Source organism: Pseudomonas sp. ATCC 43928, from assembly GCF_005938665.2.
In the GTDB taxonomy this organism is placed as follows: Bacteria; Pseudomonadota; Gammaproteobacteria; order Pseudomonadales; family Pseudomonadaceae; genus Aquipseudomonas.
Genome location: NZ_CP041753.1, coordinates 5960658 through 5987567, shown reverse-complemented (window position 1 = coordinate 5987567; position 26910 = coordinate 5960658). Strand labels below are relative to the sequence as shown.

Annotated in this window: 36 protein-coding genes; 34 read left to right on the top strand and 2 right to left on the bottom strand. The window is 55.9% G+C overall.

Going from position 1 to position 26910, the window contains the following annotated elements:
* The first annotated feature begins 10 nt into the window (after nt 1-10).
* The 32 genes from fusA to bfr all read left to right on the top strand — a co-directional run bounded on the left by fusA (nt 11) and on the right by bfr (nt 19508).
* On the top strand, nt 11-2116 hold the full coding sequence (fusA, locus tag FFH90_RS27650) for an elongation factor G (protein WP_007933703.1): 2106 nt from the start codon (nt 11-13) through the stop codon (nt 2114-2116).
* A gap of 30 nt (nt 2117-2146) precedes the next feature.
* Nucleotides 2147-3340 carry an elongation factor Tu gene (gene tuf / locus FFH90_RS27645; RefSeq protein WP_007933700.1) on the top strand — a complete coding sequence of 398 codons (1194 nt, stop codon included), beginning with the start codon at nt 2147-2149 and terminating at the stop codon, nt 3338-3340.
* A 158-nt stretch (nt 3341-3498) separates the two neighbouring features.
* Nucleotides 3499-3810, top strand: coding sequence for a 30S ribosomal protein S10 (rpsJ, locus tag FFH90_RS27640; protein ID WP_003186070.1), 312 nt, complete (start codon nt 3499-3501; stop codon nt 3808-3810).
* Nucleotides 3811-3890: 80 nt separating this feature from the next.
* On the top strand, nt 3891-4526 hold the full coding sequence (gene rplC, locus FFH90_RS27635) for a 50S ribosomal protein L3 (RefSeq protein ID WP_003186059.1): 636 nt from the start codon (nt 3891-3893) through the stop codon (nt 4524-4526).
* A gap of 12 nt (nt 4527-4538) precedes the next feature.
* Nucleotides 4539-5141, top strand: coding sequence for a 50S ribosomal protein L4 (gene rplD, locus FFH90_RS27630; protein ID WP_003228735.1), 603 nt, complete (start codon nt 4539-4541; stop codon nt 5139-5141).
* Complete coding sequence (gene rplW / locus FFH90_RS27625; RefSeq protein ID WP_002555488.1) at nt 5138-5437, top strand: 50S ribosomal protein L23; 300 nt, start codon at nt 5138-5140, stop codon at nt 5435-5437. Before rplD ends, rplW begins: the two co-directional genes overlap by 4 nt.
* Nucleotides 5438-5451: 14 nt before the next feature.
* Complete coding sequence (rplB, locus tag FFH90_RS27620; RefSeq protein ID WP_003186055.1) at nt 5452-6276, top strand: 50S ribosomal protein L2; 825 nt, start codon at nt 5452-5454, stop codon at nt 6274-6276.
* 16 nt (nt 6277-6292) lie between these two features.
* Nucleotides 6293-6568 (top strand): 30S ribosomal protein S19, encoded by a 276-nt coding sequence (gene rpsS / locus FFH90_RS27615; protein ID WP_002555486.1) that lies wholly within the window; start codon nt 6293-6295, stop codon nt 6566-6568.
* Between the two features lie 11 nt (nt 6569-6579).
* Nucleotides 6580-6912, top strand: coding sequence for a 50S ribosomal protein L22 (rplV, locus tag FFH90_RS27610; RefSeq protein WP_003103908.1), 333 nt, complete (start codon nt 6580-6582; stop codon nt 6910-6912).
* Between the two features lie 13 nt (nt 6913-6925).
* On the top strand, nt 6926-7612 hold the full coding sequence (rpsC, locus tag FFH90_RS27605) for a 30S ribosomal protein S3 (RefSeq protein WP_003176422.1): 687 nt from the start codon (nt 6926-6928) through the stop codon (nt 7610-7612).
* Between the two features lie 12 nt (nt 7613-7624).
* Entirely contained in the window at nt 7625-8038 is a 414-nt protein-coding gene (gene rplP / locus FFH90_RS27600; RefSeq protein ID WP_003228729.1) for a 50S ribosomal protein L16, read from the top strand.
* Complete coding sequence (gene rpmC, locus FFH90_RS27595; RefSeq protein ID WP_002555481.1) at nt 8038-8229, top strand: 50S ribosomal protein L29; 192 nt, start codon at nt 8038-8040, stop codon at nt 8227-8229. The genes rplP and rpmC overlap by 1 nt, the downstream gene beginning before the upstream one ends.
* A gap of 2 nt (nt 8230-8231) precedes the next feature.
* Complete coding sequence (gene rpsQ, locus FFH90_RS27590) at nt 8232-8498, top strand: 30S ribosomal protein S17 (RefSeq protein ID WP_003176419.1); 267 nt, start codon at nt 8232-8234, stop codon at nt 8496-8498.
* Between the two features lie 23 nt (nt 8499-8521).
* A complete protein-coding gene (rplN, locus tag FFH90_RS27585) occupies nt 8522-8890 on the top strand; it encodes a 50S ribosomal protein L14 (RefSeq protein WP_002555479.1) in 369 nt (122 codons plus the stop codon).
* An 11-nt stretch (nt 8891-8901) separates the two neighbouring features.
* A complete protein-coding gene (gene rplX, locus FFH90_RS27580) occupies nt 8902-9216 on the top strand; it encodes a 50S ribosomal protein L24 (protein ID WP_007896770.1) in 315 nt (104 codons plus the stop codon).
* 20 nt (nt 9217-9236) lie between these two features.
* Nucleotides 9237-9776, top strand: a complete 540-nt coding sequence (gene rplE, locus FFH90_RS27575) for a 50S ribosomal protein L5 (RefSeq protein WP_003210069.1) — start codon at nt 9237-9239, stop codon at nt 9774-9776.
* A gap of 13 nt (nt 9777-9789) precedes the next feature.
* Complete coding sequence (rpsN, locus tag FFH90_RS27570; protein WP_003176414.1) at nt 9790-10095, top strand: 30S ribosomal protein S14; 306 nt, start codon at nt 9790-9792, stop codon at nt 10093-10095.
* 209 nt (nt 10096-10304) lie between these two features.
* Nucleotides 10305-10697: a 30S ribosomal protein S8 gene (rpsH, locus tag FFH90_RS27565; RefSeq protein WP_003186040.1), complete on the top strand. Its 393-nt coding sequence runs from the start codon at nt 10305-10307 to the stop codon at nt 10695-10697.
* A gap of 12 nt (nt 10698-10709) precedes the next feature.
* Nucleotides 10710-11243: a 50S ribosomal protein L6 gene (gene rplF / locus FFH90_RS27560; RefSeq protein WP_003176412.1), complete on the top strand. Its 534-nt coding sequence runs from the start codon at nt 10710-10712 to the stop codon at nt 11241-11243.
* A 10-nt stretch (nt 11244-11253) separates the two neighbouring features.
* Nucleotides 11254-11604, top strand: coding sequence for a 50S ribosomal protein L18 (gene rplR, locus FFH90_RS27555; protein ID WP_003186037.1), 351 nt, complete (start codon nt 11254-11256; stop codon nt 11602-11604).
* A gap of 3 nt (nt 11605-11607) precedes the next feature.
* Nucleotides 11608-12108 carry a 30S ribosomal protein S5 gene (gene rpsE, locus FFH90_RS27550; protein ID WP_003186035.1) on the top strand — a complete coding sequence of 167 codons (501 nt, stop codon included), beginning with the start codon at nt 11608-11610 and terminating at the stop codon, nt 12106-12108.
* A gap of 2 nt (nt 12109-12110) precedes the next feature.
* On the top strand, nt 12111-12287 hold the full coding sequence (gene rpmD / locus FFH90_RS27545) for a 50S ribosomal protein L30 (protein WP_003176408.1): 177 nt from the start codon (nt 12111-12113) through the stop codon (nt 12285-12287).
* 3 nt (nt 12288-12290) lie between these two features.
* On the top strand, nt 12291-12728 hold the full coding sequence (rplO, locus tag FFH90_RS27540; protein WP_003228720.1) for a 50S ribosomal protein L15: 438 nt from the start codon (nt 12291-12293) through the stop codon (nt 12726-12728).
* Complete coding sequence (secY, locus tag FFH90_RS27535; protein WP_003228718.1) at nt 12729-14057, top strand: preprotein translocase subunit SecY; 1329 nt, start codon at nt 12729-12731, stop codon at nt 14055-14057. It begins immediately after the preceding gene.
* Between the two features lie 27 nt (nt 14058-14084).
* The gene (gene rpmJ / locus FFH90_RS27530; RefSeq protein WP_002555468.1) at nt 14085-14201 is read left to right on the top strand and encodes a 50S ribosomal protein L36; all 117 of its coding nucleotides are present in this window, start codon (nt 14085-14087) and stop codon (nt 14199-14201) included.
* 130 nt (nt 14202-14331) lie between these two features.
* The gene (gene rpsM / locus FFH90_RS27525) at nt 14332-14688 is read left to right on the top strand and encodes a 30S ribosomal protein S13 (RefSeq protein ID WP_003186020.1); all 357 of its coding nucleotides are present in this window, start codon (nt 14332-14334) and stop codon (nt 14686-14688) included.
* A 30-nt stretch (nt 14689-14718) separates the two neighbouring features.
* Nucleotides 14719-15108 carry a 30S ribosomal protein S11 gene (gene rpsK / locus FFH90_RS27520; RefSeq protein ID WP_002555466.1) on the top strand — a complete coding sequence of 130 codons (390 nt, stop codon included), beginning with the start codon at nt 14719-14721 and terminating at the stop codon, nt 15106-15108.
* 18 nt (nt 15109-15126) lie between these two features.
* On the top strand, nt 15127-15747 hold the full coding sequence (gene rpsD / locus FFH90_RS27515) for a 30S ribosomal protein S4 (RefSeq protein WP_003176404.1): 621 nt from the start codon (nt 15127-15129) through the stop codon (nt 15745-15747).
* A 22-nt stretch (nt 15748-15769) separates the two neighbouring features.
* Nucleotides 15770-16771, top strand: coding sequence for a DNA-directed RNA polymerase subunit alpha (gene rpoA, locus FFH90_RS27510; protein WP_003186012.1), 1002 nt, complete (start codon nt 15770-15772; stop codon nt 16769-16771).
* Nucleotides 16772-16813: 42 nt separating this feature from the next.
* On the top strand, nt 16814-17200 hold the full coding sequence (rplQ, locus tag FFH90_RS27505) for a 50S ribosomal protein L17 (protein ID WP_007924175.1): 387 nt from the start codon (nt 16814-16816) through the stop codon (nt 17198-17200).
* A 238-nt stretch (nt 17201-17438) separates the two neighbouring features.
* Nucleotides 17439-18893 carry a catalase gene (locus FFH90_RS27500; protein ID WP_064620710.1) on the top strand — a complete coding sequence of 485 codons (1455 nt, stop codon included), beginning with the start codon at nt 17439-17441 and terminating at the stop codon, nt 18891-18893.
* A gap of 150 nt (nt 18894-19043) precedes the next feature.
* On the top strand, nt 19044-19508 hold the full coding sequence (bfr, locus tag FFH90_RS27495) for a bacterioferritin (RefSeq protein WP_018925657.1): 465 nt from the start codon (nt 19044-19046) through the stop codon (nt 19506-19508).
* Between the two features lie 71 nt (nt 19509-19579).
* On the opposite strand, the gene uvrA is transcribed toward bfr, so the two are convergent.
* The gene (gene uvrA / locus FFH90_RS27490; RefSeq protein ID WP_138866384.1) at nt 19580-22414 is read right to left on the bottom strand and encodes an excinuclease ABC subunit UvrA; all 2835 of its coding nucleotides are present in this window, start codon (nt 22412-22414) and stop codon (nt 19580-19582) included.
* A gap of 191 nt (nt 22415-22605) precedes the next feature.
* On the opposite strand from uvrA, the gene FFH90_RS27485 reads away from it, so the two are divergent.
* Both FFH90_RS27485 and FFH90_RS27480 read left to right on the top strand, forming a co-directional pair.
* On the top strand, nt 22606-24003 hold the full coding sequence (locus FFH90_RS27485) for an MFS transporter (protein ID WP_019650831.1): 1398 nt from the start codon (nt 22606-22608) through the stop codon (nt 24001-24003).
* A 9-nt stretch (nt 24004-24012) separates the two neighbouring features.
* On the top strand, nt 24013-24534 hold the full coding sequence (locus FFH90_RS27480; protein WP_007933689.1) for a single-stranded DNA-binding protein: 522 nt from the start codon (nt 24013-24015) through the stop codon (nt 24532-24534).
* Between the two features lie 174 nt (nt 24535-24708).
* On the opposite strand, the gene FFH90_RS27475 is transcribed toward FFH90_RS27480, so the two are convergent.
* Nucleotides 24709-26907, bottom strand: coding sequence for an OsmC domain/YcaO domain-containing protein (locus FFH90_RS27475; protein ID WP_138866383.1), 2199 nt, complete (start codon nt 26905-26907; stop codon nt 24709-24711).
* Between the last annotated feature and the right edge of the window lie 3 nt (nt 26908-26910).

Below are 26910 nucleotides of genomic sequence, written 5' to 3'. Positions count from 1 at the left end.
CGAGGGCTTTATGGCTCGTACTACTCCGATTAGCCGCTACCGTAACATCGGTATCGTTGCTCACGTGGATGCTGGTAAAACCACCACCACCGAGCGCGTCCTTTTTTACACTGGCAAAAGTCACAAAATGGGCGAGGTGCATGACGGCGCCGCGACCACAGACTGGATGGTGCAGGAGCAGGAGCGTGGTATTACCATTACTTCTGCTGCTATCACCGCCTTCTGGAAAGGTTCTGAGAAGCAGTACTCGCACGAACACCGTTTCAACGTTATCGATACCCCGGGCCACGTAGACTTCACTATTGAAGTTGAACGCTCCCTGCGCGTACTCGACGGCGCTGTCGTTGTGTTCTGCGGTACTTCGGGTGTTGAGCCTCAGTCGGAAACCGTATGGCGTCAGGCCAACAAGTACGGCGTTCCACGTCTTGTTTACGTAAACAAGATGGACCGTGCTGGCGCTAACTTCCTGCGCGTGATCGGTCAGATCAAGCAGCGTCTGGGTCACACTCCGGTGCCAATCCAGTTGGCTATCGGTTCCGAAGACAACTTCCAGGGTCAGATCGATCTGATCAACATGCAAGCTGTCTACTGGAATGACTCTGACAAGGGTATGGTCCCTGTTCGCAAGGACATTCCTGCCGAGCTGCAAGAGCTGGCTGAAGAGTGGCGCAGCAACATGGTCGAGGCTGCGGCCGAAGCCAACGAAGAGCTGATGAACAAGTATCTCGAAGGGGAAGAGCTCTCCATCGAGGAAATCAAGGCCGCTCTGCGTCAGCGTACTATCGCTGGTGAGATCGTTCTGGCTGTTTGCGGTTCTTCCTTCAAGAACAAGGGTGTTCCCCTGGTTCTCGACGCCGTTATCGACTTCCTGCCTGCTCCAACCGACATTCCTGCTATCAAGGGTTCCAACCCGGATAACGAGGAAGAGGAAATGGAGCGTCATGCAAGCGACGACGAGCCTTTCGCGGCTCTGGCGTTCAAGATCGCTACCGACCCATTCGTGGGTACCTTGACCTTTGTTCGGGTTTACTCGGGCGTGTTGGCCTCCGGCGACGGCGTGATCAACTCGGTAAAAGGCAAGAAAGAGCGCGTGGGTCGTATGGTGCAAATGCACGCAAACGCCCGTGAAGAAATCAAGGAAGTACGCGCTGGTGACATCGCGGCCTTGATCGGCATGAAGGACGTCACCACTGGTGAAACTTTGTGCAACGCTGACAAGCCAATCATCCTGGTTCGCATGGACTTCCCGGAGCCGGTTATTTCGGTTGCCGTAGAGCCTAAGACCAAGGATGACCAGGAAAAAATGGGTATCGCTCTGGGCAAGCTTGCTCAGGAAGACCCGTCTTTCCGCGTCAAAACTGATGAAGAGACTGGTCAAACGATCATCTCCGGCATGGGCGAGCTGCACCTGGACATCCTGGTTGACCGGATGCGCCGTGAGTTCAACGTCGAAGCCAACATCGGTAAGCCTCAAGTTTCGTACCGTGAGCGCATCACGAAGAGCTGCGAAATCGAAGGCAAGTTCGTTCGTCAGTCCGGCGGTCGTGGCCAGTTTGGTCATTGCTGGATCCGTTTTGCACCTGCTGACGAAGGTCAGGAAGGTCTGCAATTCCTGAACGAAGTAGTGGGTGGTGTGGTTCCTAAGGAATACATCCCGGCTATCCAGAAGGGTATCGAAGAGCAGATGAAGAACGGTGTTGTTGCCGGCTATCCGCTGATCGGCCTGAAGGCTACCGTGTTTGATGGTTCTTACCACGACGTCGACTCGAACGAGATGGCGTTTAAGGTGGCTGCTTCCATGGCGACCAAGCAACTGGCCCAGAAGGGTGGTGGTGAGTTGCTTGAGCCGATCATGGCGGTAGAGGTTGTTACGCCTGAAGACTATATGGGTGACGTGATGGGCGACCTTAACCGTCGTCGCGGCATGATTCTGGGTATGGAAGATACGGTTTCCGGTAAAGTAATTCGTGCCGAGGTTCCGTTGGGCGAGATGTTCGGTTATGCGACCGACGTTCGTTCCATGTCTCAGGGTCGCGCAAGCTACTCTATGGAATTCAAAAAATACAATACGGCTCCGTCGCACATCGTCGAAACCGTTACCAAAAAACAAGGCTGATTCAGTCCTTTAGGCAAGGAGTTAATTGTCGTGGCTAAAGAAAAATTTGATCGTTCCCTACCGCACGTCAACGTTGGCACTATCGGTCACGTTGACCACGGTAAAACCACTCTGACCGCTGCTCTGACTCGCGTCTGCTCCGAAGTTTTCGGTTCGGCTCGTGTTGACTTCGACAAGATCGACAGCGCACCAGAAGAGAAAGCTCGCGGTATCACCATCAACACCGCTCACGTTGAGTACAACTCGAAGATCCGTCACTACGCTCACGTTGACTGCCCAGGTCACGCTGACTATGTGAAGAACATGATCACCGGTGCTGCTCAAATGGACGGCGCTATCCTGGTTTGCTCGGCCGCTGATGGTCCGATGCCACAAACCCGTGAGCACATCCTGCTGTCCCGTCAGGTAGGCGTTCCGTACATCGTGGTTTTCCTGAACAAGGCTGACCTGGTAGACGACGCTGAGCTGCTGGAACTGGTTGAGATGGAAGTGCGCGATCTGCTGAGCACTTACGACTTCCCAGGCGACGACACTCCAATCATCATCGGCTCCGCTCGTATGGCGCTGGATGGTCTGGACGATAACGAGATGGGCACCACTGCCGTCAAGAAACTGGTTGAAACTCTGGACAGCTACATCCCAGAACCAGTTCGTCTGACTGACAAGCCGTTCCTGATGCCAATCGAAGACGTATTCTCGATCTCGGGTCGCGGTACTGTTGTGACTGGTCGTATCGAGCGCGGTATCGTTCGCGTTCAGGATCCACTGGAAATCGTTGGTCTGCGTGACACTACCGTCACCACCTGCACCGGTGTTGAAATGTTCCGCAAACTGCTCGACGAAGGTCGTGCTGGCGAGAACTGCGGCGTGCTGCTGCGCGGCACCAAGCGTGATGACGTGGAGCGTGGTCAGGTTCTGGTTAAGCCAGGTACCGTTAAGCCGCACACCAAGTTCACCGCAGAAGTTTACGTTCTGAGCAAAGAAGAAGGCGGTCGTCACACTCCGTTCTTCAAAGGCTACCGTCCACAGTTCTACTTCCGTACTACTGACGTGACTGGTAACTGCGAGCTGCCAGAAGGCGTTGAAATGGTAATGCCAGGCGATAACATTCAAATGACTGTTACCCTGATCAAAACCATCGCAATGGAAGACGGTCTGCGTTTCGCTATTCGCGAAGGCGGCCGTACCGTTGGTGCTGGCGTTGTAGCTAAAATCATCGAGTAAGCTTCTCTTCTGAGATAGCTTCGATGCTTTGAAAAAGCCCCCGCTCAGCGGGGGCTTTTTTATTGGGTTGACACCTATCGGGGGCGTCTATAGAATTGCGCCTCCTTTTAACGGGCGTATTGCGCCCGGTGGGAATAGCAGCCGGAGTCTGAAATCCAATGCAAAATCAGCAAATCCGTATCAGGTTGAAGGCTTTTGACCATCGCCTGATCGACCAATCCACCCAGGAAATCGTGGAAACCGCGAAACGTACTGGTGCTCAAGTGCGTGGTCCAATTCCACTGCCTACCCGTAAAGAGCGGTTCACCGTTCTGGTCTCCCCGCACGTCAACAAAGACGCGCGTGACCAGTACGAGATCCGTACTCATAAGCGCGTTCTGGACATCGTCCAGCCAACGGATAAAACCGTTGATGCTCTTATGAAGCTTGATCTTGCGGCCGGTGTGGAAGTGCAGATCAGCCTCGGCTAAGACTCGGTCTTAGTCGTGTAACGCTCTGAAATGGGCGGCCATAGCGGGTGAAAGCCCCGTACACTCATGAGGTTTACAACATGACTATTGGTGTAGTCGGTCGTAAATGCGGTATGACCCGTATTTTCACCGAAGAAGGTGTCTCCATTCCGGTCACGGTCATTGAGATCGAGCCGAATCGCGTCACCCAGTTCAAAACTGAAGAGACCGATGGCTATCGTGCAGTGCAAGTCACTGTAGGCGAGCGTCGTGCTTCGCGTGTTACAGCTGCGCAAGCTGGCCACTTCGCTAAGGCGAACGTTGCCGCTGGTCGTACCGTAATGGAATTCCGCCTTGAAGAAGGCGAGTACCAGGCCGGCGATCTGATCAATGCTGAAATCTTCGCTGCTGGTCAACTGGTTGATGTAACCGGTCAGTCCAAAGGTAAAGGCTTCCAGGGTACGATCAAGCGTTGGAATTTCCGCGGGCAAGATAACACCCACGGTAACTCCGTATCCCACCGCGTTCCAGGCTCTATCGGCCAGTGCCAGACTCCTGGTCGTGTATTCAAGGGCAAAAAAATGTCCGGTCATATGGGCGCTGAGCGCGTGACCGTGCAGTCCCTCGAAGTAGTGCGCGTGGACGCTGAACGCAATCTGTTGTTGGTCAAGGGCGCTGTTCCTGGCGCTACTGGCGGCAACTTGGTTGTACGTCCAGCAGCCAAGGCTCGCGGTTAAGGGGAAGCTGACATGCAATTAAATGTAAATGACGCTCAAGCGATCGAAGTTTCCGAACTGACATTTGGCGGCGAATTCAACGAGACGCTGGTTCACCAAGCAGTCGTGGCCTACATGGCCGGCGGCCGTCAAGGTAGCAAGCAGCAAAAGACCCGTTCCGACGTTCGTGGTGGCGGTAAGCGCCCATGGCGTCAGAAAGGTACTGGCCGTGCTCGTGCCGGTACTATCCGTAGCCCAATCTGGCGTGGCGGCGGTACCACTTTCGCAGCTCGTCCTCAGGATCACTCCCAGAAGCTGAACAAGAAGATGTATCGCGCAGCAATGCGTTCCATCCTTGCTGAGCTGGTGCGTACTGATCGTCTGGTCGTGGTTCAGGATTTCGCTGTTGAAACGCCGAAAACCAAAGACCTGCTGGGCAAACTGAACAACATGAGCCTGACCGACGTTCTGATCGTGTCGGACGCTGTTGATCAGAACCTGTACCTGGCTGCTCGTAACCTGCCGCACGTTGATGTACGTGATGTGCAAGGTTCCGATCCAGTTAGTCTGATCGCATACGACAAGGTGTTGATCACCGTGTCGGCCGTGAAGAAATTCGAGGAGCTGCTGGGATGAACCAGGAACGCGTATTTAAAGTTCTGCTTGGCCCGCACGTTTCCGAGAAGGCTACGGTTCTGGCAGACAAGAAAGGCCAGTTCGTTTTCAAGGTTGCCACTGACGCAACCAAGCTGGAAATCAAGAAGGCCGTCGAAAGCCTGTTCAGCGTGAAAGTAGAGCGTGTTACTACCCTGAATGTTCTGGGTAAGAGCAAGCGCACTGCTCGCGGTCTGGGCAAGCGTAATGACTGGAAGAAGGCAGTTATCTCCCTTCAGCCAGGCCAAGATCTCGATTTCAGCAGCAGTGCTGAGTAAGGAAGGGGTGCATCATGGCAATCGTTAAATGCAAACCGACTTCCCCTGGCCGCCGTTTTGTGGTCAAGGTGGTCAACCAGGAGCTGCATAAAGGCGCTCCTCACGCACCGCTGCTCGAGAAAAAATCGAAGTCTGGTGGTCGTAACAACAATGGTCGTATTACCACTCGTCACATTGGTGGTGGCCATAAGCAGCATTATCGTCTGGTCGATTTCCGTCGCAACGACAAAGATGGCATCGCTGCCACTGTTGAGCGTATCGAATACGATCCAAACCGTACTGCTCACATCGCTCTGCTGCTGTACGCAGATGGCGAGCGTCGCTACATCATTGCGCCTAAAGGCGTGAGTGCTGGCGACCAGCTGATCGCAGGTGCTCTGGCACCGATCAAGCCGGGCAACGCTCTGCAACTGCGTAACATTCCAGTTGGTAGCACCGTACACGGCATCGAATTGAAGCCAGGTAAAGGCGCGCAAATCGCTCGTTCCGCTGGTGCTTCGGCTCAGCTGATCGCTCGTGAAGGTGTCTACGTGACCCTGCGTCTGCGTTCTGGTGAGATGCGTAAAGTGCTGGCTGAATGCCGCGCGACCCTAGGCGAAGTCTCGAACTCCGAGCACAGCCTGCGTTCGCTGGGTAAAGCTGGTGCCAAACGCTGGCGTGGCGTTCGCCCAACCGTTCGTGGTGTTGCCATGAACCCGGTTGACCACCCACATGGTGGTGGTGAAGGTCGTACCTCTGGTGGTCGTCATCCGGTATCGCCATGGGGCTTCCCGACTAAGGGCGCGAAGACTCGTGGTAATAAGCGTACCGACAAAATGATCGTCCGTCGTCGCAAGTAAATAGAGGGATACGACAGTGCCACGTTCTCTGAAAAAAGGTCCTTTTATCGATCTTCACCTACTGAAGAAGATCGAAGTGGCGGCGGAAAAGAACGATCGCAAACCAGTTAAAACCTGGTCGCGTCGCTCGATGATCCTGCCACAAATGGTCGGTCTGACCATCGCAGTACACAACGGTCGTCAACACGTCCCAGTTCTCGTTAACGAAGACATGGTCGGCCACAAACTGGGCGAGTTCGCCGGTACCCGCACATATCGTGGGCACGTGGCAGACAAGAAAGCCAAGCGTTAAGGGGTTAGGAAATGGAAGTAGCCGCTAAGTTGTCGGGCGCTCGAATCTCCGCCCAGAAAGCCCGCTTGGTCGCCGACCAGATCCGCGGGAAGAAGGTGGGCGAAGCGCTCAACCTGTTGGCTTTCAGCAGTAAGAAAGCCGCCGAGATCATGAAGAAAGTGCTGGAGTCGGCCGTAGCCAACGCCGAGCATAACGAAGGCGCAGACGTTGATGACCTGAAAGTCAGCACCGTTTTCGTTAACGAAGGGCGTTCGCTGAAGCGCATCATGCCACGTGCCAAAGGCCGTGCTGATCGCATCGTCAAGCGGTCTTGCCATATCACTGTCAAGGTTGCTGACAAGTAACGGAGTCGAAGAGATGGGTCAGAAAGTACATCCCATTGGCATTCGCCTGGGAATCGTCAAGGAGCACACCTCCGTCTGGTACGCAGACGGTCGGACTTATGCGGACTACTTGTTCGCTGATCTGAAGGTGCGTGAGTATCTCCAAGACAAACTAAAAAGCGCGTCCGTAAGCCGTATCGATATCCATCGTCCGGCCCAAACTGCACGTATCACCATCCACACCGCTCGTCCAGGTATCGTTATCGGGAAGAAAGGTGAAGATGTTGAGAAACTGCGTCAGGACCTGACCAAGCAAATGGGTGTGCCTGTGCACATCAATATCGAAGAGATCCGCAAGCCGGAGCTCGACGGTATGCTGGTTGCGCAGAGCGTAGCTCAGCAGCTGGAGCGTCGCGTAATGTTCCGTCGCGCTATGAAGCGCGCTGTTCAGAACGCCATGCGCATTGGTGCCAAAGGCATCAAAATCCAAGTGAGCGGTCGTCTCGGCGGTGCTGAAATCGCACGTACTGAATGGTATCGCGAAGGTCGTGTGCCTCTGCACACCCTGCGTGCCGACATCGACTATGCCAACTACGAAGCTCACACCACTTATGGTGTGATCGGTGTAAAGGTTTGGATCTTCAAAGGCGAAGTAATTGGTGGTCGCCAAGAAGAACTGAAACCACAAGCACCAGCGCCTCGTAAAAAAGCTGCTAAGTAAGGGGTACGCCAAATGTTGCAACCAAAGCGTACGAAGTTCCGCAAGCAAATGACTGGTCACAACCGTGGCCTGGCATTGCGCGGTAGCAAAGTCAGCTTCGGCGAGTTCGCGCTGAAGTCTGTTGCTCGTGGTCGTCTCACCGCTCGTCAGATCGAGTCAGCGCGTCGTGCACTGACCCGTCACGTTAAACGTGGCGGCAAGATCTGGATCCGTGTATTCCCGGACAAGCCTATTTCCAAAAAGCCACTCGAAGTTCGGATGGGTAAAGGTAAGGGTAACGTGGAATACTGGGTTGCCCAGATTCAGCCAGGCAAAGTCCTGTATGAAATCGAGGGTGTTTCTGAAGAGCTGGCGCGTGAGGCTTTCGCCCTGGCTGCTGCAAAGCTGCCGCTCGCCACCTCCTTTGTTAAACGGACGGTGATGTGATGAAAGCGAATGAACTTCGTGAAAAATCCGCACAGCAGCTGAACGAGCAACTGCTCGGCCTGCTGCGCGACCAGTTCAATCTGCGTATGCAGAAAGCAACTGGCCAGTTGGGGCAGTCTCATCTGCTCTCGCAAGTTAAGCGTGACATCGCTCGCGTGAAGACTGTGCTCAACCAGCAGGCAGGTAAGTAATCATGGCTGAAGCCGAAAAAACTGTCCGTACGCTGACTGGCCGTGTTGTCAGCGACAAGATGGACAAAACCATCACCGTTCTGATCGAGCGTCGCGTTAAGCACCCGATCTACGGTAAATACGTTAAGCGTTCGACTAAGCTGCACGCGCACGACGAAACCAATCAGTGCCACATCGGCGACAAAGTCACTATTCGTGAAACTCGTCCTTTGGCCAAGACCAAGTCTTGGGCGCTGGTTGATGTTCTCGAACGCGCTGTGGAAGTCTAAGGACTAGGGGTCGGAGAAATTATATGATTCAGACTCAATCCATGCTCGATGTGGCCGATAACAGCGGCGCTCGCCGCGTTATGTGCATCAAGGTGCTGGGTGGCTCCCATCGTCGTTACGCTGGTATCGGTGACATCATCAAAGTTACCGTGAAGGAAGCAATTCCTCGCGGTAAGGTGAAAAAAGGCCAAGTGATGACTGCTGTTGTAGTCCGCACTCGTCACGGCGTTCGCCGTGCAGATGGCTCCATTATCCGCTTTGATGGCAACGCTGCTGTTCTTCTGAACAACAAGCAAGAGCCGATCGGCACCCGTATCTTTGGGCCAGTGACCCGTGAACTTCGTACTGAGAAGTTCATGAAGATCGTCTCGCTCGCCCCAGAAGTGCTGTAAGGAGATCCGACATGCAAAAGATTCGTCGTGACGACGAGATCATCGTGATCGCCGGCAAAGACAAAGGTAAGCGCGGTAAGGTGCTGAAGGTTCTTGCTGATGACCGTCTGGTCGTTGGTGGTCTGAACCTGGTCAAGCGTCATACCAAGCCTAACCCGATGTCGGGCGTACAGGGCGGTATCGTCGAGAAAGAAGCGCCACTGCACGCTTCCAACGTCGCCATCTTCAACGGCGAAACCAACAAGGCTGACCGCGTTGGTTTCAAAGTAGAAGACGGTAAGAAAATTCGTGTCTTCAAGTCGACCCAAAAAGCGGTTGATGCTTGAACACTGCTAGGTAGAAGACCATGGCACGACTAAAAGAGATTTACCGGAAGGAAATCGCACCGAAACTTAAGGAAGAACTTAAGCTTTCGAACGTGATGGAAGTTCCGCGCGTTACCAAAATCACCCTGAACATGGGTCTGGGCGAAGCGATCGGCGACAAAAAAGTCATCGAGCACGCTGTTGCTGACCTGGAAAAGATCACCGGCCAGAAAGTCGTTGTGACCTACGCTCGGAAATCCATCGCTGGCTTTAAAGTCCGTGAAGGTTGGCCGATCGGCGTCAAAGTGACCCTGCGCCGTGAGCGTATGTACGAGTTCCTGGATCGTCTGCTGTCGATCTCCCTGCCTCGGGTTCGCGACTTCCGCGGCCTGAATGCCAAGTCCTTCGATGGTCGTGGTAACTACAGCATGGGCGTTAAAGAGCAGATCATCTTCCCGGAAATCGACTACGACAAGATCGATGCTCTCCGCGGTCTGGACATTACCCTGACCACCACTGCCAAGAACGATGATGAAGGTCGCGCCCTGTTGCGTGCTTTCAAATTCCCGTTCCGCAACTGATTGGAGTAGGAAAATGGCCAAGATGAGCATGAAAAACCGCGAGCTGAAGCGTCAGCTCACGGTTGCCAAGTACGCCAAAAAGCGTGCAGCACTGAAAGCTATCATCGTTGATCTGAACGCAAGTCCAGAAGCGCGTTGGGAAGCTACAGTAGCCCTGCAGAAGCAGCCACGTGACGCAAGCGCTTCGCGCATGCGTAACCGCTGCCGCCTGACCGGTCGTCCACACGGCGTTTACCGCAAGTTCGGCCTTGGCCGTAACAAACTGCGTGAAGCTGCAATGCGTGGTGACGTACCTGGTCTGGTTAAAGCCAGCTGGTAAGCACTGTCGAAGTCTCGGTGTTCGGGGTCGCAAGATCCTGACCATCGGTGACCTTGAACTTGAATCAAGCCCCTATTGGGGCTTGATTCATTTGTGGGGTGTGTCTAGAATACCCGGCTCGCCTGAGCCCGTGTTTTTTTGCGCGGATGTACTCGGCGACACGTAGTAGCCGCAAGGCTAATTTTTTGTGTATTAGGAGCGTCTAGCCCATGAGTATGCAGGACCCGTTAGCGGACATGCTAACTCGAATCCGTAATGCCCAGATGGCTGAAAAGTCCGTCGTAAGCATGCCATCTTCTACTTTGAAGGTAGCTGTTGCCAAAGTCCTGAAGGACGAAGGTTACATTGCGGGTTATCAGATCAGCAGCGAAATCAAGCCACTGCTGTCCATCGAGCTGAAGTACTTCGAAGGCCGTCCGGTCATCGAGGAAGTGAAGCGCGTTAGCCGTCCAGGCCTGCGTCAGTACAAGTCCGTCGATGATCTGCCAAAAGTTCGTGGCGGTCTCGGTGTGTCTATCGTCTCCACCAACAAAGGTGTGATGACGGATCGTGCTGCGCGCGCTGCCGGTGTCGGCGGCGAAGTTCTTTGCACTGTGTTCTAAGGGGGGATAAGCATGTCACGCGTCGCTAAGAACCCCGTTAAGCTGCCAGCCGGTGTCGAAGTCAAATTCGCAGGCCAACAGCTTTCGGTGAAGGGTGCCAAGGGCACTCTCGAACTGAACATCCATTCGTCCGTTGAGATCGTTGAAGAAGCTGGTGAGCTGCGTTTCGCTGCTCGCAATGGCGATCAACAAACTCGCGCAATGGCTGGTACCACTCGTGCGTTGGTAAACAACATGGTCCAAGGCGTAAGCCAAGGCTTCGAGCGTAAGCTCCAGCTGGTCGGTGTTGGTTACAAAGCGCAAGCAAAAGGCACAGTGCTGAACCTGGCTCTTGGCTTCTCGCACCCAGTGGATTATGAACTGCCGGAAGGCATCACCGCTGAGACTCCTAGCCAGACCGATATCCTGATCAAGGGCATCGACAAGCAGCTGGTAGGTCAAGTGGCCGCCGAGATCCGCGACTTCCGTCCACCAGAGCCGTACAAAGGCAAAGGTGTGCGCTACGCGGACGAAGTCGTCCGTCGTAAAGAAGCCAAGAAGAAGTAGGGCATAGCAAATGACCGACAAAAAAGTTACTCGACTGCGTCGCGCTCGCAAAGCACGCCTGAAAATGCACGAACTCGAAGTCGTGCGTCTCTGCGTGTTCCGCTCGTCGCAGCACATCTACGCCCAGGTCATTTCGGCCGACGGCAACAAAGTCCTGGCAAGTGCCTCGACTTTGGATAAAGAACTGCGTGATGGTGCCACCGGCAACATCGACGCGGCCACTAAGGTTGGCCAGCTGGTCGCTACGCGTGCTAAAGCCGCTGGCGTCTCGCAGGTGGCTTTCGACCGCTCTGGCTTCAAGTACCACGGCCGCGTCAAGGCGCTGGCTGATGCTGCTCGTGAAGCTGGGCTGGAGTTCTAAGTTATGTCAAATAACGACCAAAAGCGCGACGAAGGCTACATCGAGAAGCTGGTTCAAGTTAACCGCGTAGCCAAAACCGTTAAAGGCGGCCGTATCTTCACTTTCACCGCGTTGACCGTGGTTGGTGATGGTAAAGGGCGCGTTGGCTTCGGCCGTGGCAAGTCGCGTGAAGTGCCTGCTGCGATCCAGAAGGCAATGGAAGCTGCTCGCCGCAACATGATCCAGGTTGATCTGAACGGCACCACTCTGCAGTACGCAATGAAGTCCGCCCACGGCGCTTCGAAGGTGTACATGCAGCCTGCTTCTGAAGGTACCGGTATCATCGCTGGTGGCGCTATGCGTGCTGTCCTCGAAGTTGCTGGCGTTCAGAACGTTCTGGCCAAGTGCTACGGCTCGACTAACCCGGTAAACGTGGTTCACGCCACTTTCAAGGGTTTGAAAGCAATGCAGTCTCCTGAATCCATTGCCGCCAAGCGTGGCAAAAGCGTCAAGGAGATCTTCTGATCATGGCTACCGTTAAAGTTACGCTGATCAAAAGCATGACCGGCCGCATCCCTAACCACAAACTGTGCGTTAAGGGTCTGGGTCTGCGTCGCATCGGTCACACTGTAGAAGTCCAGGATACTCCCGAGAATCGCGGGATGATCAACAAGGCTTACTACATGCTGCGTGTCGAGGGTTAATCGATGAAACTCAATGATCTGAGTCCAGCGCCGGGTTCCCGTCGCGAAAAGCATCGTCCGGGCCGTGGTATCGGTAGCGGTTTGGGTAAGACTGGTGGCCGTGGCCACAAAGGTCAAACCTCCCGCTCCGGTGGCACCATTGCTCCAGGCTTTGAAGGCGGTCAACAGCCGCTGCATCGTCGCCTGCCGAAGTTTGGTTTCGTTTCCCTGAAAGCCATGGACCGCGCAGAAGTGCGTCTGTCCGAGCTGGCTAAAGTGGAAGGCGACATCGTCACCGTGCAGTCCCTGAAAGATGCCAACGTGATCAACGTCAACGTTCAGCGTGTGAAAATCATGCTGTCCGGCGAAGTTACTCGCGCTGTCACCATCGGAAAGGGAATCGGCGCCACCAAAGGTGCGCGTGCGGCTATCGAAGCAGCTGGCGGCAAGTTCGAGGAATAAATGGCTAAGCAAGGTGCTCTCTCTGCGCTCGGCAAAGGCGGTATGTCTGAACTCTGGGCTCGTCTGCGTTTTCTGTTCCTGGCGATTATCGTCTACCGAATAGGCGCACACATCCCGGTTCCAGGTATCAACCCGGACCGACTCGCGGACCTGTTTCGACAGAATGAGGGGACCATTCTTAGCTTGTTCAACATGTTTTCCGGCGGCGCGCTGGAGCGGATGAGTATCTTTGCACTGGGGATCATGCCGTACATTTCGGCATCGATCATCATGCAGCTGATGACCGCCGTCAGCCCGCAGCTGGAACAGTTGAAGAAGGAAGGTGAAGCTGGCCGTCGCAAGATCAGCCAGTACACCCGCTACGGCACTGTCGTCCTCGCTCTCGTCCAGGCTATTGGCATGTCCATTGGTCTGGCGGGGCAGGGCGTTGCGTTCACTGGTGACTTTGGCTTCCATTTCGTCGCGGTATCCACTTTTGTGGCTGGTGCGATGTTCATGATGTGGCTGGGTGAGCAGATTACTGAGCGTGGTGTTGGCAACGGTATCTCGATGTTGATTTTTTCGGGTATCGTCGCCGGTCTTCCGAGAGCGATCGGGCAGTCTTTCGAGTCTGCACGTCAGGGTGATATCAACATCTTCGCCCTGGTTGCCATCGGTTTGCTGGCAGTAGCGATTATCGGTTTCGTGGTGTTCATTGAGCGTGGCCAGCGTCGTATTGCTGTTCACTACGCCAAGCGTCAGCAGGGCCGTAAGGTCTTCGCTGCGCAGACCAGCCACTTGCCGCTGAAGGTGAACATGGCCGGTGTTATTCCGGCTATTTTCGCGAGCAGCATTTTGCTGTTCCCGGCTTCGTTGGGTGCCTGGTTCGGTCAGTCTGAAGGTATGGGCTGGTTGCAGGACATCTCGCAGTCGATCGCTCCTGGTCAGCCGTTGAATATTCTGCTGTTTAGTGCAGGGATTATTTTCTTCTGCTTCTTCTATACGGCGTTGATGTTCAATCCGAAAGACGTAGCGGAAAACCTGAAGAAGTCCGGTGCCTTTATTCCGGGCATCCGTCCAGGTGAGCAGTCTGCGCGCTACATTGATGGCGTTCTGACTCGCTTGACCATGTTCGGTGCTCTTTACATGACGGCCGTCTGCCTGTTGCCCCAGTTCCTGGTGGTTGCAGCAAACGTACCGTTCTACCTTGGCGGGACCTCGTTGCTGATCGTGGTCGTGGTTGTGATGGACTTCATGTCCCAAGTACAATCGCACCTCGTTTCGCACCAGTACGAATCCCTGATGAAGAAAGCCAACCTGAAGGGTTACGGCAGCGGCATGTTGCGCTGAGTACCCATAAGGTTCGAGGAGTTGGTGATGAAAGTTCGTGCATCGGTGAAAAAGCTGTGCCGTAACTGCAAGATTATTCGCCGCGAAGGTGTTGTTCGAGTAATTTGCAGCGCGGAACCGCGTCACAAACAGCGCCAAGGCTGAGTGTGATTGTGCTTCAAGCCCGGCAGCTAGTGCGCTGCCGGGTTGATTATTTGTTATTACAGCGATATTATCTCGCGCCCTATTTCTTGGCTTCCGGGGCGTAGGTAGCTGTCAATTGGAGTCCCACTGAATGGCCCGTATTGCAGGCGTTAACATTCCAGATAACAAGCATACTGTTATCTCGCTGACCTACATCTATGGTGTTGGTCGCACTACTGCACAGAAAATTTGTGCAGTGACTGGGGTAAACCCAGCGGCAAAGATCAAAGATCTGAGCGACGAGCAGATTGAACAGCTGCGTGGCGAAGTGGCGAAGTTCACCACTGAAGGTGACCTGCGTCGCGAAATCAACATGAAAATCAAGCGTTTGATGGACCTCGGTTGCTATCGCGGTCTGCGTCATCGTCGTGGTCTGCCAGTACGCGGTCAGCGTACCAAGACCAACGCGCGTACCCGTAAAGGTCCGCGTAAGCCGATCCGCAAGTAATCGCCCCAGCGAATCGACAGGAAATTAATCATGGCAAAACCTGCTGCTCGTCCTCGTAAAAAAGTTAAAAAGACAGTGGTTGATGGCATCGCCCACATCCATGCTTCTTTTAACAACACCATCGTGACCATCACCGACCGTCAAGGTAACGCTCTTTCCTGGGCTACCTCCGGTGGTTCGGGTTTCCGCGGTTCCCGCAAGTCCACCCCGTTCGCTGCTCAAGTAGCTGCTGAACGTGCTGGTCAAGCTGCGCTGGAATACGGCCTGAAAAACCTCGACGTTAACGTCAAAGGTCCAGGTCCAGGTCGTGAATCCGCAGTCCGCGCTTTGAACGGCTGTGGCTACAAGATCGCCAGCATCACCGACGTGACGCCAATCCCGCACAACGGGTGCCGTCCGCCGAAGAAGCGCCGCGTGTAATCCAGGAGATTGTAAAGAATGGCTCGTTACATTGGTCCAAAATGCAAACTCGCTCGTCGCGAAGGCACCGATCTCTTTCTGAAGAGCGGCGTGCGCGCGATCGAATCGAAGTGCAACATCGAAGCAGCACCTGGTATCCACGGCCAACGCCGCGGTCGCCAGTCCGACTACGGCACCCAACTGCGTGAAAAGCAGAAGGTCCGTCGTATCTACGGCGTTCTCGAGCGTCAATTCAGCGGCTACTACAAAGAAGCTGCTGGCAAGAAAGGCGCAACTGGCGAAAACCTGTTGCAACTGCTCGAATGCCGTCTGGACAACGTTGTATACCGTATGGGTTTTGGCTCTACTCGTGCCGAATCCCGTCAGCTGGTATCGCACAAGTCGATCAGCGTTAACGGTCAGACCGTAAACGTTCCGTCCTACCAGGTTCGTGCTGGTGACGTGGTCGCAGTTCGCGAGAAAGCAAAGAACCAACTTCGCATTGTCCAAGCTCTCGATCTGTGTGCCCAACGTGGCCGCGTAGAATGGGTAGAAGTAGACACTGAGAAGAAGTCGGGCGTTTTCAAGAACGTTCCTGCTCGCAGTGATCTGTCCGCCGACATCAACGAAAGCCTGATTGTCGAGCTCTACTCCAAGTAAGGGCTAGAAAATAGGTGCATCCATGCAGATTTCGGTAAATGAGTTCCTGACACCCCGCCATATTGATGTGCAGGTTGTCAGTCCAACCCGCGCCAAGATCACACTCGAGCCTCTCGAGCGTGGTTTCGGCCACACCCTGGGCAACGCGCTGCGCCGCATCCTGTTGTCCTCAATGCCCGGCTGTGCAGTAGTCGAGGCCGAGATTGACGGTGTGCTCCACGAGTACAGCGCCATCGAAGGTGTACAGGAAGACGTAATTGAAATCCTGTTGAACCTTAAAGGTCTGGCTATCAAGCTGCACGGTCGAGACGAAGTTACGCTGACCTTGTCGAAGAAGGGTTCGGGGGTGGTTACCGCTGCCGATATTCAGCTGGATCATGATGTCGAGATCGTTAACCCCGATCACGTAATCGCTAACCTGGCGTCTAACGGCGCCCTGAACATGAAGCTCACCGTAGCTCGTGGTCGTGGTTATGAACCGGCAGACTCGCGTCAGAGCGATGAAGACGAAAGCCGCAGCATCGGTCGCTTGCAGCTTGACTCTTCGTTCAGCCCGGTTCGCCGTATCGCATACGTGGTGGAAAACGCCCGTGTCGAACAGCGTACTAACCTGGACAAGCTGGTTATTGATCTGGAAACCAACGGTACCCTGGATCCTGAAGAGGCTATCCGCCGTGCTGCAACCATTCTGCAACAGCAGTTGGCTGCGTTCGTCGATCTCAAAGGTGACAGTGAGCCAGTGGTTGTCGAGCAGGAAGACGAGATCGATCCGATCCTGCTTCGCCCGGTTGACGATCTGGAACTGACTGTACGTTCGGCTAACTGCCTTAAGGCGGAAAACATCTACTACATCGGCGACCTGATTCAGCGTACCGAAGTAGAGCTGTTGAAGACTCCGAACCTTGGCAAGAAATCCTTGACTGAAATCAAGGACGTTCTGGCCTCCCGCGGTCTGTCCCTCGGCATGCGCCTCGACAACTGGCCGCCTGCAAGTCTTAAGAAGGACGACAAGGCGACTGCCTGATCGTCGTAATCACCGAACGTTGTGTTTGGTAAGGAATGAACCATGCGTCATCGTAAAAGTGGTCGTCACCTGAGCCGCACCAGCTCGCACCGCAAGGCCATGTTTCAAAACATGGCGGTGTCGCTGTTCGAGCACGAGCTGATCAAAACTACACTGCCAAAAGCCAAAGAACTGCGCCGCGTTGCTGAGCCGCTGATCACTTTGGCCAAGACAGACAGCCTGGCTAACCGCCGTCTGGCTTTCGACCGTACTCGTTCGAAAGCTATCGTTGGTAAGCTCTTCAACGACCTGGGCAAGCGTTACGCTACCCGTGAGGGTGGCTACCTGCGCATCCTCAAGTGCGGTTTCCGCGCTGGCGACAACGCGCCTATGGCGTACGTCGAGTTGGTTGATCGTGCTGTCGGCGGTGAAGCTGTATCCGCTGAGTAAGACGTCAGTCTGAAACAAAGAACCGGGCCTAGTGCCCGGTTTTTTGTGCCTGCAAGAAATGCGCTCTGCGTACAAGCTTCAAACCCTTCCCTATAGGCACTATATGCTTGGGTTGATCATTAGTAATTTTCTATTGATGTCTGCAAATTAATGAATTTGTGACTGTCATGTTGATGATCAATACTTCCCACCAAGCCGATTTAGCCGGCAGTTCAAGACTGACAGAGGAAGAGATCGCATGAGCCAAAACAAAACACTTACGACCGCCAGTGGCGCTCCTGTCGCCGACAACCAGAATTCCCGCTCCGCCGGCCCTCGTGGCCCTCTGCTGCTCGACGATTTCCACCTGATCGAGAAGCTTGCCCACTTCAACCGTGAAAACATCCCGGAGCGTCGCGTACACGCCAAAGGCTCGGGTGCTTACGGCACGTTCACTGTGACTCGCGATATCACTCAATACACCAGTGCCAAGCTGTTTGAGTCTGTCGGCAAACAAACCCCGACCTTCCTGCGATTCTCCACCGTGGGTGGCGAGCGCGGCTCGGCTGACACCGAGCGTGATCCACGTGGTTTTGCCCTGAAGTTCTACACCGAGGAAGGCAACTGGGACATCGTCGGTAACAACACGCCGGTGTTCTTCATCCGTGATCCACTGAAATTCCCTGACTTTATCCACACCCAGAAGCGTCTGCCGCAAAGCAACCTGAAAAGCGCGCAGATGATGTGGGATTTCTGGTCGCATTCGCCTGAGGCGCTGCACCAGGTCACTATCCTGTTTTCGGACCGCGGCATCCCTGACGGTTACCGTCACATGCACGGCTTCGGCAGCCACACCTACAGCTTGATCAACGCCAATGGCGAGCGTCACTGGGTGAAGTGGCACTATAAAACCAAGCAAGGGATCAAGAACCTCGCTCCGGCAGAAGCGGCGCGTCTGGCCGGCACCGATCCGGATTACGCACAACGTGACCTGTTCGGCGCCATTGAGCGCGGTGACTTCCCGAAATGGAGTGTCAACATTCAGATCATGACCGAGGCTCAGGCCTCGACTCACTATGAGAACCCGTTTGACGTGACCAAGACCTGGTCGCAGAAGGAGTTCCCGTTGATCGAAGTGGGCGAGCTTGAGCTCAACCGCAATCCGCTGAACTACTTCGCTGAAGTCGAGCAGGCCGCGTTCGGTCCGAGCAACATGGTCCCAGGCGTCGGCCTGTCACCTGACCGCATGCTGCAGGGGCGTGTGTTCGCTTACGCGGATGCCCACCGGTACCGTGTGGGCACCAATCACCAGCAGCTGCCAGTGAATGCACCTCGCAGTCCGGTCAACACTTACCAGCGCGATGGTTCGATGGCGTTTGGCAGTAATGGCGGTGCGGCGCCGAACTACGAGCCGAACAGCTACGTTGAATCACCGAAACAGGCACCGCACTACGCGGAACCTGCCTTGGCCTTGAGCGGCGCGGCTGACCGTTACGATCATCGCGAAGATACCGACTACTACAGTCACGCGGGTGCGCTGTTCCGTCTGATGAACGATGAGCAGAAAGCGCTGCTGATCAACAACATTGCCGGTGCAATGGCTGGGGTTTCCGGCGACGTGGTTGATCGTCAGCTACAGCATTTCTTCAAGGCCGATCCGGCTTATGGAGAAGGCATCGCGAAGGCGTTGGGCGTACAGCTTAACGAAGTCTAAACGAGAAGCAGAACCGCCCTCATTAGGGCGGTTTTTTGCGTTATTTGAACCCATTTTCTCAGAATATCTTCGCTTTTATTGCGGCGGGCGAGTGACCTTCAGGTCAGGTTGGTTCAAACTACAGACTTTCAAGCAGGGAGATGTAGGGCGATGCAAGGTCACCCAGACGTAATCGATTACCTCAACACGTTGCTGACAGGCGAACTGGCAGCGCGTGATCAATATTTCATCCATTCGCGGATGTACGAGGACTGGGGGTTCACCGAGCTCTACGAACGTATCAACCACGAGATGGAAGAAGAGGCTCAGCACGCTGATGCGCTGATGCGTCGGATCCTGATGCTCGAAGGTACGCCGCGCATGCGTCCGGACGATCTCGATGTCGGCACCACCGTGCCGGACATGCTCGCCGCTGACCTGCGTCTGGAATATAAAGTTCGTGCAGCTCTGTGCAAAGGCATCGAGCTTTGCGAGCGGCACAAGGACTATGTCACCCGCGAGATCTTGCGCATTCAGCTGAACGACACCGAGGAAGATCACACCTATTGGCTGGAGAAACAGCTGGGTTTGATCAAGTTGATCGGATTGGAGAATTACCTGCAATCGCAGTTCTGATTTTTAGGCCGACGACGCACAAAAAAGCCCCTGTCACCGACAAAGTGACAGGGGCTTTTCATGGGCCTGATTCAGGCCTTGTCGCGAGCCAGCAGTGGTTTGAGGTAGTAGCCAGTGTGAGACTGCTTCATCTCGGACACGTCTTCCGGCGTGCCGACGGCAATAATCTGGCCGCCCTTGGAGCCGCCTTCCGGCCCCAGGTCCACCAACCAGTCGGCGGTCTTGATCACATCCAGGTTGTGTTCGATCACCACCACGGTATTGCCATGGTCGCGCAAGCGATGCAAAACATCGAGCAGTTGCTGGATATCCGCAAAGTGCAGGCCGGTAGTTGGCTCATCGAGGATATACAGGGTCTTGCCGGTATCGCGCTTGGACAGCTCGCGGGACAGTTTCACCCGCTGGGCCTCACCGCCCGACAGCGTCGTTGCCGATTGTCCCAGCTTGATGTACGAAAGGCCTACGTCCATCAGCGTCTGAAGCTTGCGCGCCAAGGCCGGAACTGCGTCGAAGAACACTCGGGCTTCCTCGATGGTCATCTCGAGGGTTTCGTGGATGCTCTTGCCCTTGTATTTGATCTCAAGGGTTTCGCGGTTGTAGCGCTTGCTCTTGCAGACGTCGCACGGGACATAGATGTCCGGCAGGAAGTGCATCTCCACTTTGATCAGGCCATCGCCCTGGCAGGCTTCACAGCGTCCGCCCTTCACGTTGAAGGAGAAACGCCCCGGCCCGTAACCGCGGGAGCGCGATTCCGGTACGCCGGCGAACAACTCGCGAATTGGCGTGAACAAGCCGGTGTAGGTCGCCGGGTTGGAGCGCGGTGTGCGACCGATCGGGCTCTGATCGATGTCGACGACTTTATCCAGGTGCTCAAGGCCCTTGATACTGTCGTGAGCCGCCGCTTCCAGTGTCGTTGCCCCATTGAGTGCGGTAGCGCTCAAGGGAAACAACGTGTTGTTGATCAGCGTCGATTTGCCCGAGCCGGACACGCCGGTCACGCAGGTCAGCAGGCCGATTGGAATCTCCAGATCGACATTGCGCAAATTGTTGCCGCGAGCGCCCTTGAGGGATAACGACAACTTCTTGTTACGGGGTGTGCGTTTGGCTGGAACGGCAATCTTCACCCGGCCCGACAAATACTTGCCGGTCAGCGAATCAGGGTGAGCCATGACTTCGTCCGGCGTCCCTTCGGCAACGATATGTCCACCGTGCACACCTGCGCCCGGGCCAATGTCCACCACATAGTCAGCCAGACGAATCGCGTCTTCATCGTGCTCGACCACGATGACCGTGTTGCCGATGTCGCGCAGGTGCTTGAGGGTGCCCAGCAACCGGTCGTTGTCCCGCTGGTGCAGGCCAATTGATGGTTCATCGAGGATGTACAGAACCCCAACCAGGCCGGCGCCAATCTGACTGGCCAGGCGGATACGCTGGGCCTCACCGCCGGACAGCGTGTCAGCACTGCGATCCAGGGAAAGGTAGTCCAGGCCAACGTTGACCAGAAACTGCAGGCGTTCGCGGATTTCCTTGAGGATCTTGTCGGCAATTTCGCCACGGCGGCCGGTCAGCTTCAGCACGCCGAAGTATTCGCAGGCATCGCCGATCGGCAAGTTGGTCACCGCCGGCAAGGTCTTCTCGCCAACCCACACGTGTCGCGCCTCGCGACGCAGACGGGTGCCACGGCAATCCGGGCAAGGCTGGGTGCTGAGGAATTTGGCCAGTTCTTCGCGGACCGAAGCCGATTCGGTTTCGCGGTAGCGGCGTTCCAGGTTCGGCACGATGCCTTCGAACGGGTGCGAGCGCTTGACGATGTCGCCGCGGTCGTTCAGGTACTTGAAGTCGACGTTCTGCGAGCCACTGCCGTGCAGGATGAATTTCTGTTGATCGGCCGGCAGTTCGTTGAACGGCACTTCGAGGCTGAACTTGTAGTGGGCGGCCAGCGAGCCAAGCATCTGGAAGTAATAGACGTTGCGCCGGTCCCAGCCGCGGATCGCGCCTTCGGCCAGGGTCAGTTCACCGTTCACCAATCGTTTGGTGTCGAAGAACTGTTTAACCCCCAGGCCATCGCAGGTCGGGCAGGCGCCGGCCGGGTTGTTGAAGGAAAACAGCTTGGGTTCCAGCTCGCTGATGGCGTGGCCACAGATCGGGCAGGCGAAGCGTGCGGAGAAGATGATTTCTTCGCCGGACTCGTCGTCCATTGGCGCCACGAGAGCGATGCCGTCCGCCAGTTTCAGCGCGGTCTCGAACGATTCGGCCAGGCGTTGTTGCAGATCGGCGCGGACCTTGAAGCGGTCGACCACGACGTCGATCGAGTGCTTCTTCTGTTTATCCAGCTTCGGCAACTCGTCCAGCTCACAGAGCTTGCCGTTGACCCGGGCCCGCACAAAGCCCTGGGCGCGCAGTTCTTCGAAGACCGAGAGGTGTTCGCCCTTGCGCTCGCGGATTACCGGAGCCAACAGCATCAGTTTGCTGCCTTCCGGTTGCGCCAGCACCAGGTCGACCATCTGGCTGACGGTCTGGGCTTCCAGCGGAATGTCGTGGTCCGGGCAGCGCGGAATACCGACGCGAGCGTAGAGCAGGCGCAGGTAATCGTAGATTTCGGTAATGGTGCCAACCGTCGAGCGCGGGTTGTGCGAGGTCGACTTCTGTTCGATGGAGATCGCTGGCGACAGACCTTCGATGGTGTCGACGTCAGGCTTTTCCATCATCGACAGGAATTGCCGGGCGTAGGCCGACAGCGATTCGACATAGCGGCGCTGGCCTTCGGCGTACAGCGTGTCGAAGGCCAGGGACGACTTGCCGGATCCGGACAGGCCGGTGATGACGATCAGTTTGTCCCGTGGCAGGGTCAGGTCGATGTTCTTCAGGTTGTGGGTTCGGGCCCCACGAATCAGGATCTTGTCCAAAGTGGCCTCGCTCGGCGGGCGTCGAAAACGTAGGAGTATACGGCCAAATACTGGATGGATGCACACTATCAAATGAGGGGCGCGCAACCTTGCATGAAGATTGCGTCATCTGCGCGCGTCATAGCGTCGCTATATACCCCGTCAATCGATGGGACTGGTAGAATCGCCGCCGGTTCAGATGAGGTTTTTCCATGCACGATCCCCACAGCGAACGCATGAGTGGCAGTGAGACCCGCGCAGCAAGCGGTCTGGCCCTGGTGTTCGCCTTCCGTATGCTTGGCATGTTCATGGTGTTGCCGGTGCTGGCGACCTATGGGATGGACCTGGCAGGCGCGACCCCGGCCCTCATCGGGTTGGCGATTGGCGCTTACGGCCTGACCCAGGCGATTTTTCAGATTCCCTTTGGCTTCATTTCCGACCGCATCGGTCGTCGTCCGGTGATTTACCTGGGGCTGATCGTCTTCGCTCTGGGCAGCGTGCTGGCGGCCAATGCCGATTCGATCTGGGGCGTCATCGCCGGACGCATCCTGCAGGGCGCCGGGGCGATTTCTGCGGCGGTCATGGCATTGCTGTCGGACCTGACCCGGGAACAGCATCGGACCAAAGCCATGGCCATGATCGGCATGACGATCGGTCTGTCGTTCGCGATTGCCATGGTGGTAGGGCCATTGCTGACCCGTGCCTTCGGCCTCTCGGGGCTGTTCTTCGCCACCGGCGGCATGGCGCTGCTCGGTATCGTCATCGTGATGTTCATGGTGCCGCGCGCCACCGGGCCATTGCAGCACCGCGAGTCTGGTGTCGCGCGTCAGGCACTGATCCCGACGCTCAAGCACCCGGACCTGCTGCGCCTGGACCTGGGCATTTTTGTGTTGCACGCGATGTTGATGTCGAGCTTCGTTGCATTGCCCCTGGCGCTGGTCGAAAAAGCCGGTTTGCCCAAGGAGCAGCACTGGTGGGTGTACCTGGCCGCGCTGCTGATTTCCTTCTTCGCCATGATCCCGTTCATTATCTACGGCGAGAAGAAACGCAAAATGAAACGAGTTTTATTGGGCGCGGTGCTGACGCTGATGCTCACTGAGCTATTCTTCTGGCAGTTCGGCGACAGCTTGCGGGCTCTGGTGATCGGCACGGTGGTGTTTTTCACCGCGTTCAATCTGCTGGAAGCGTCCTTGCCGTCGCTGATCAGCAAGGTTTCACCGGCAGGCGGCAAAGGCACGGCGATGGGGGTTTATTCCACCAGTCAGTTCCTCGGTTCGGCACTGGGCGGGATCCTCGGCGGCTGGCTGTTTCAGCACGGCGGTTTGTCGGTTGTGTTCCTGGGATGTGCCGGGCTGGCTGCACTTTGGCTGGCCTTTGCTGTTACCATGCGTGAACCACCTTACGTCACGAGCCTGCGCTTGCCGTTGTCGCCCGAGGCGATCCGCGAAGCGGGTCTGGTTGAGCGCCTGAAGGCCGTCGTAGGGGTAACAGATGCGGTGATCGTTGCTGATGAAGCGGCGATTTACATCAAATTGGACACAGAACTATTGGATCGCACGACCCTTGAGCGCCTGGTGAACAACCCGGCCGAGGCAGCGTGCGTAGCCTAGGAGAACGTTATGGCCCGTGGGGTTAACAAAGTCATATTGGTCGGCACTTGCGGCCAGGATCCCGAAGTTCGCTACTTGCCTAACGGTAACGCCGTGACCAACCTGAGTCTGGCGACCAGCGAACAGTGGACCGACAAGCAAACCGGTCAGAAGGTCGAGAAGACCGAATGGCACCGTGTTTCGATGTTCGGCAAAGTGGCCGAAATCGCCGGCGAATACCTGCGTAAAGGTTCGCAGGTCTACATCGAAGGCAAGCTGCAGACCCGCGAGTGGGAAAAAGACGGTATCAAGCGTTACACCACTGAAATCGTGGTCGACATGCAAGGCACCATGCAACTGCTGGGCGGCCGTCCACAACAGGGCGACCAACAAGGCGGGGGCAATAACTACCAGCAATCCGCTCCAGCCCCACGCCAGCAGGCTCCGCGTCCGCAGCAGTCGGCACCGCAACAGTCGCGCCCGGCTCCACCGCAGGCTGCTCCGCAACCGGCTCCGGATTTCGACAGCTTTGATGACGATATTCCGTTCTAAGGACTTACCTGAGACTTTTTTGTAAAGTTTAGGTCTGGAACCCCCGATCAGTCCTCTCGACTGGTCGGGGGTTTTCTTTTGCGCACCATATTGTAGGAGCCGGCTTGCTGGCGATGAACGATAACTCGGTTTGCCTGGTTAACCGCGGCGCCTGGATCGCCAGCAAGCCGGCTCCTACAGGGCGGTCATGTTGGCCCGCGCCATGTGCAGTTTTTTGTAGCTCTCGATCAAGCGCAAATGCCTATCGAGCCCCTCCAGTTTCATGCTGGTCGGCGTCAAGCCATGGAAGCGCACGCTGCTATCTACCGATCCGATCGCTGCATCCATCCGCTCGTTGCCAAACATCCGGCGGAAGTTGGCCTCGTAGTCTTCCAGTTCCAGGTCTTCGTCCAGCTTCATCTCCAGCACCACATTCACGGCTTGATAGAACAAGCCGCGCTCAACCGTGTTGTCGTTGTACTGCAGGAACATTTCCACCGCCTCTTTCGCTTCTTCAAATTGTTGCAAGGCGAGATAGATCAGCAGCTTCAACTCCAGGATCGTCAGCTGACCCCAGGCGGTATTGTCGTCAAATTCGATGCCGATCAAGGTGGTGATGTCGGTGTAGTCGTCCAGCTCACTTTCCACCAGACGCTCAACCAGCGCTTGCAGCTCTTCTTCGTCCAGGCGATGCAGGTTCAGGATGTCGGCGCGGAAGAACAGCGCTTTGTTGGTGTTATCCCAGATCAGATCGTCTACTGGATAAATTTCCGAATAGTCTGGCACCAGGATGCGGCAGGCCGTTGCACCGATATGCTCGTAGACCGCCATGTACACTTCCTTGCCCATGCCTTCGAGAATGCCGAACAAGGTCGCGGCTTCCTCGGCATTCGAGTTTTCACCCTGGCCGGAGAAGTCCCATTCCACGAATTCGTAATCCGATTTTGAGCTGAAGAAGCGCCACGACACCACGCCGCTGGAGTCGATAAAGTGCTCGACGAAGTTATTCGGCTCGGTCACCGCATGACCTTCAAATGTCGGCTGGGGCAGGTCGTTGAGGCCTTCGAAGCTGCGGCCCTGCAGCAATTCGGTCAGGCTGCGTTCCAGCGCCACTTCCAGGCTCGGGTGCGCGCCGAACGAGGCGAACACACCGCCGGTACGCGGGTTCATCAACGTGACGCACATCACCGGGAATTCACCTCCCAGGGACGCATCCTTCACCAGCACGGGGAACCCTTGCTCTTCCAGTGCCTGAATCCCGGCCAGTATCCCGGGGTACTTCGCCAGCACGTGAGCCGGCACATCCGGCAGGGCAAATTCACCTTCGATGATTTCGCGTTTTACCGCGCGCTCGAAGATCTCCGACAGGCACTGCACCTGGGCTTCGGCCAGCGTGTTACCGGCACTCATGCCGTTGCTCAGGAACAGGTTTTCAATCAGGTTGGACGGGAAATACACCACCTCGCCGTCGGACTGGCGCACGTAAGGCAGTGAGCAGATGCCGCGCTCTTCATTGCCCGAGTTGGTGTCGATCAGGTGGGAGCCACGCAGCTCGCCGTCGCGGTTGTAAATCTTCAGGCAGTACTCGTCGAGGATTTCGGCCGGCAGTGCATCTTTACGGCCAGGCTTGAACCAGCGTTCGTCCGGGTAGTGCACAAACGCTGCGTCGGCGATGTCTTCTCCCCAGAACTGGTCGTTGTAGAAGAAGTTGCAGTTGAGTCGCTCGATAAACTCGCCCAACGCCGACGCCAACGCGCCTTCCTTGGTCGCACCCTTGCCGTTGGTAAAGCACATCGGCGAGTGCGCATCGCGGATATGCAACGACCACACATTGGGCACGATATTGCGCCAGGAAGCGATTTCAATCTTCATGCCCAGGTCCGCCAGAATGGCCGACATGTTGGCGATGGTTTGCTCCAGCGGCAGATCCTTGCCGGCAATATAGGTGCTCGCCTCTGAGCTGGAAGCAGGCATCAGCAACGCCTGGGCGTCGGCGTCGAGGTTGTCCACTTCTTCGATCACAAATTCAGGCCCGGCTTGCACCACTTTCTTCACGGTGCATCGGTCGATGGAGCGCAGGATGCCCTGGCGGTCCTTGTCGGAGATGTCCGCCGGCAACTCGACCTGGATCTTGAAAATCTGGTTGTAGCGGTTTTCAGGGTCAACAATATTGTTCTGCGACAGGCGGATGTTATCCGTGGGGATATTGCGCGTGTTGCAGTACAACTTCACAAAATACGCCGCACACAGCGCCGACGAAGCCAGGAAGTAGTCGAACGGACCCGGTGCCGAGCCATCGCCCTTGTAGCGGATAGGTTGATCGGCCACCACCGTGAAGTCATCGAACTTGGCTTCAAGTCGCAGGTTGTCGAGAAAGTTGACCTTGATTTCCATGGG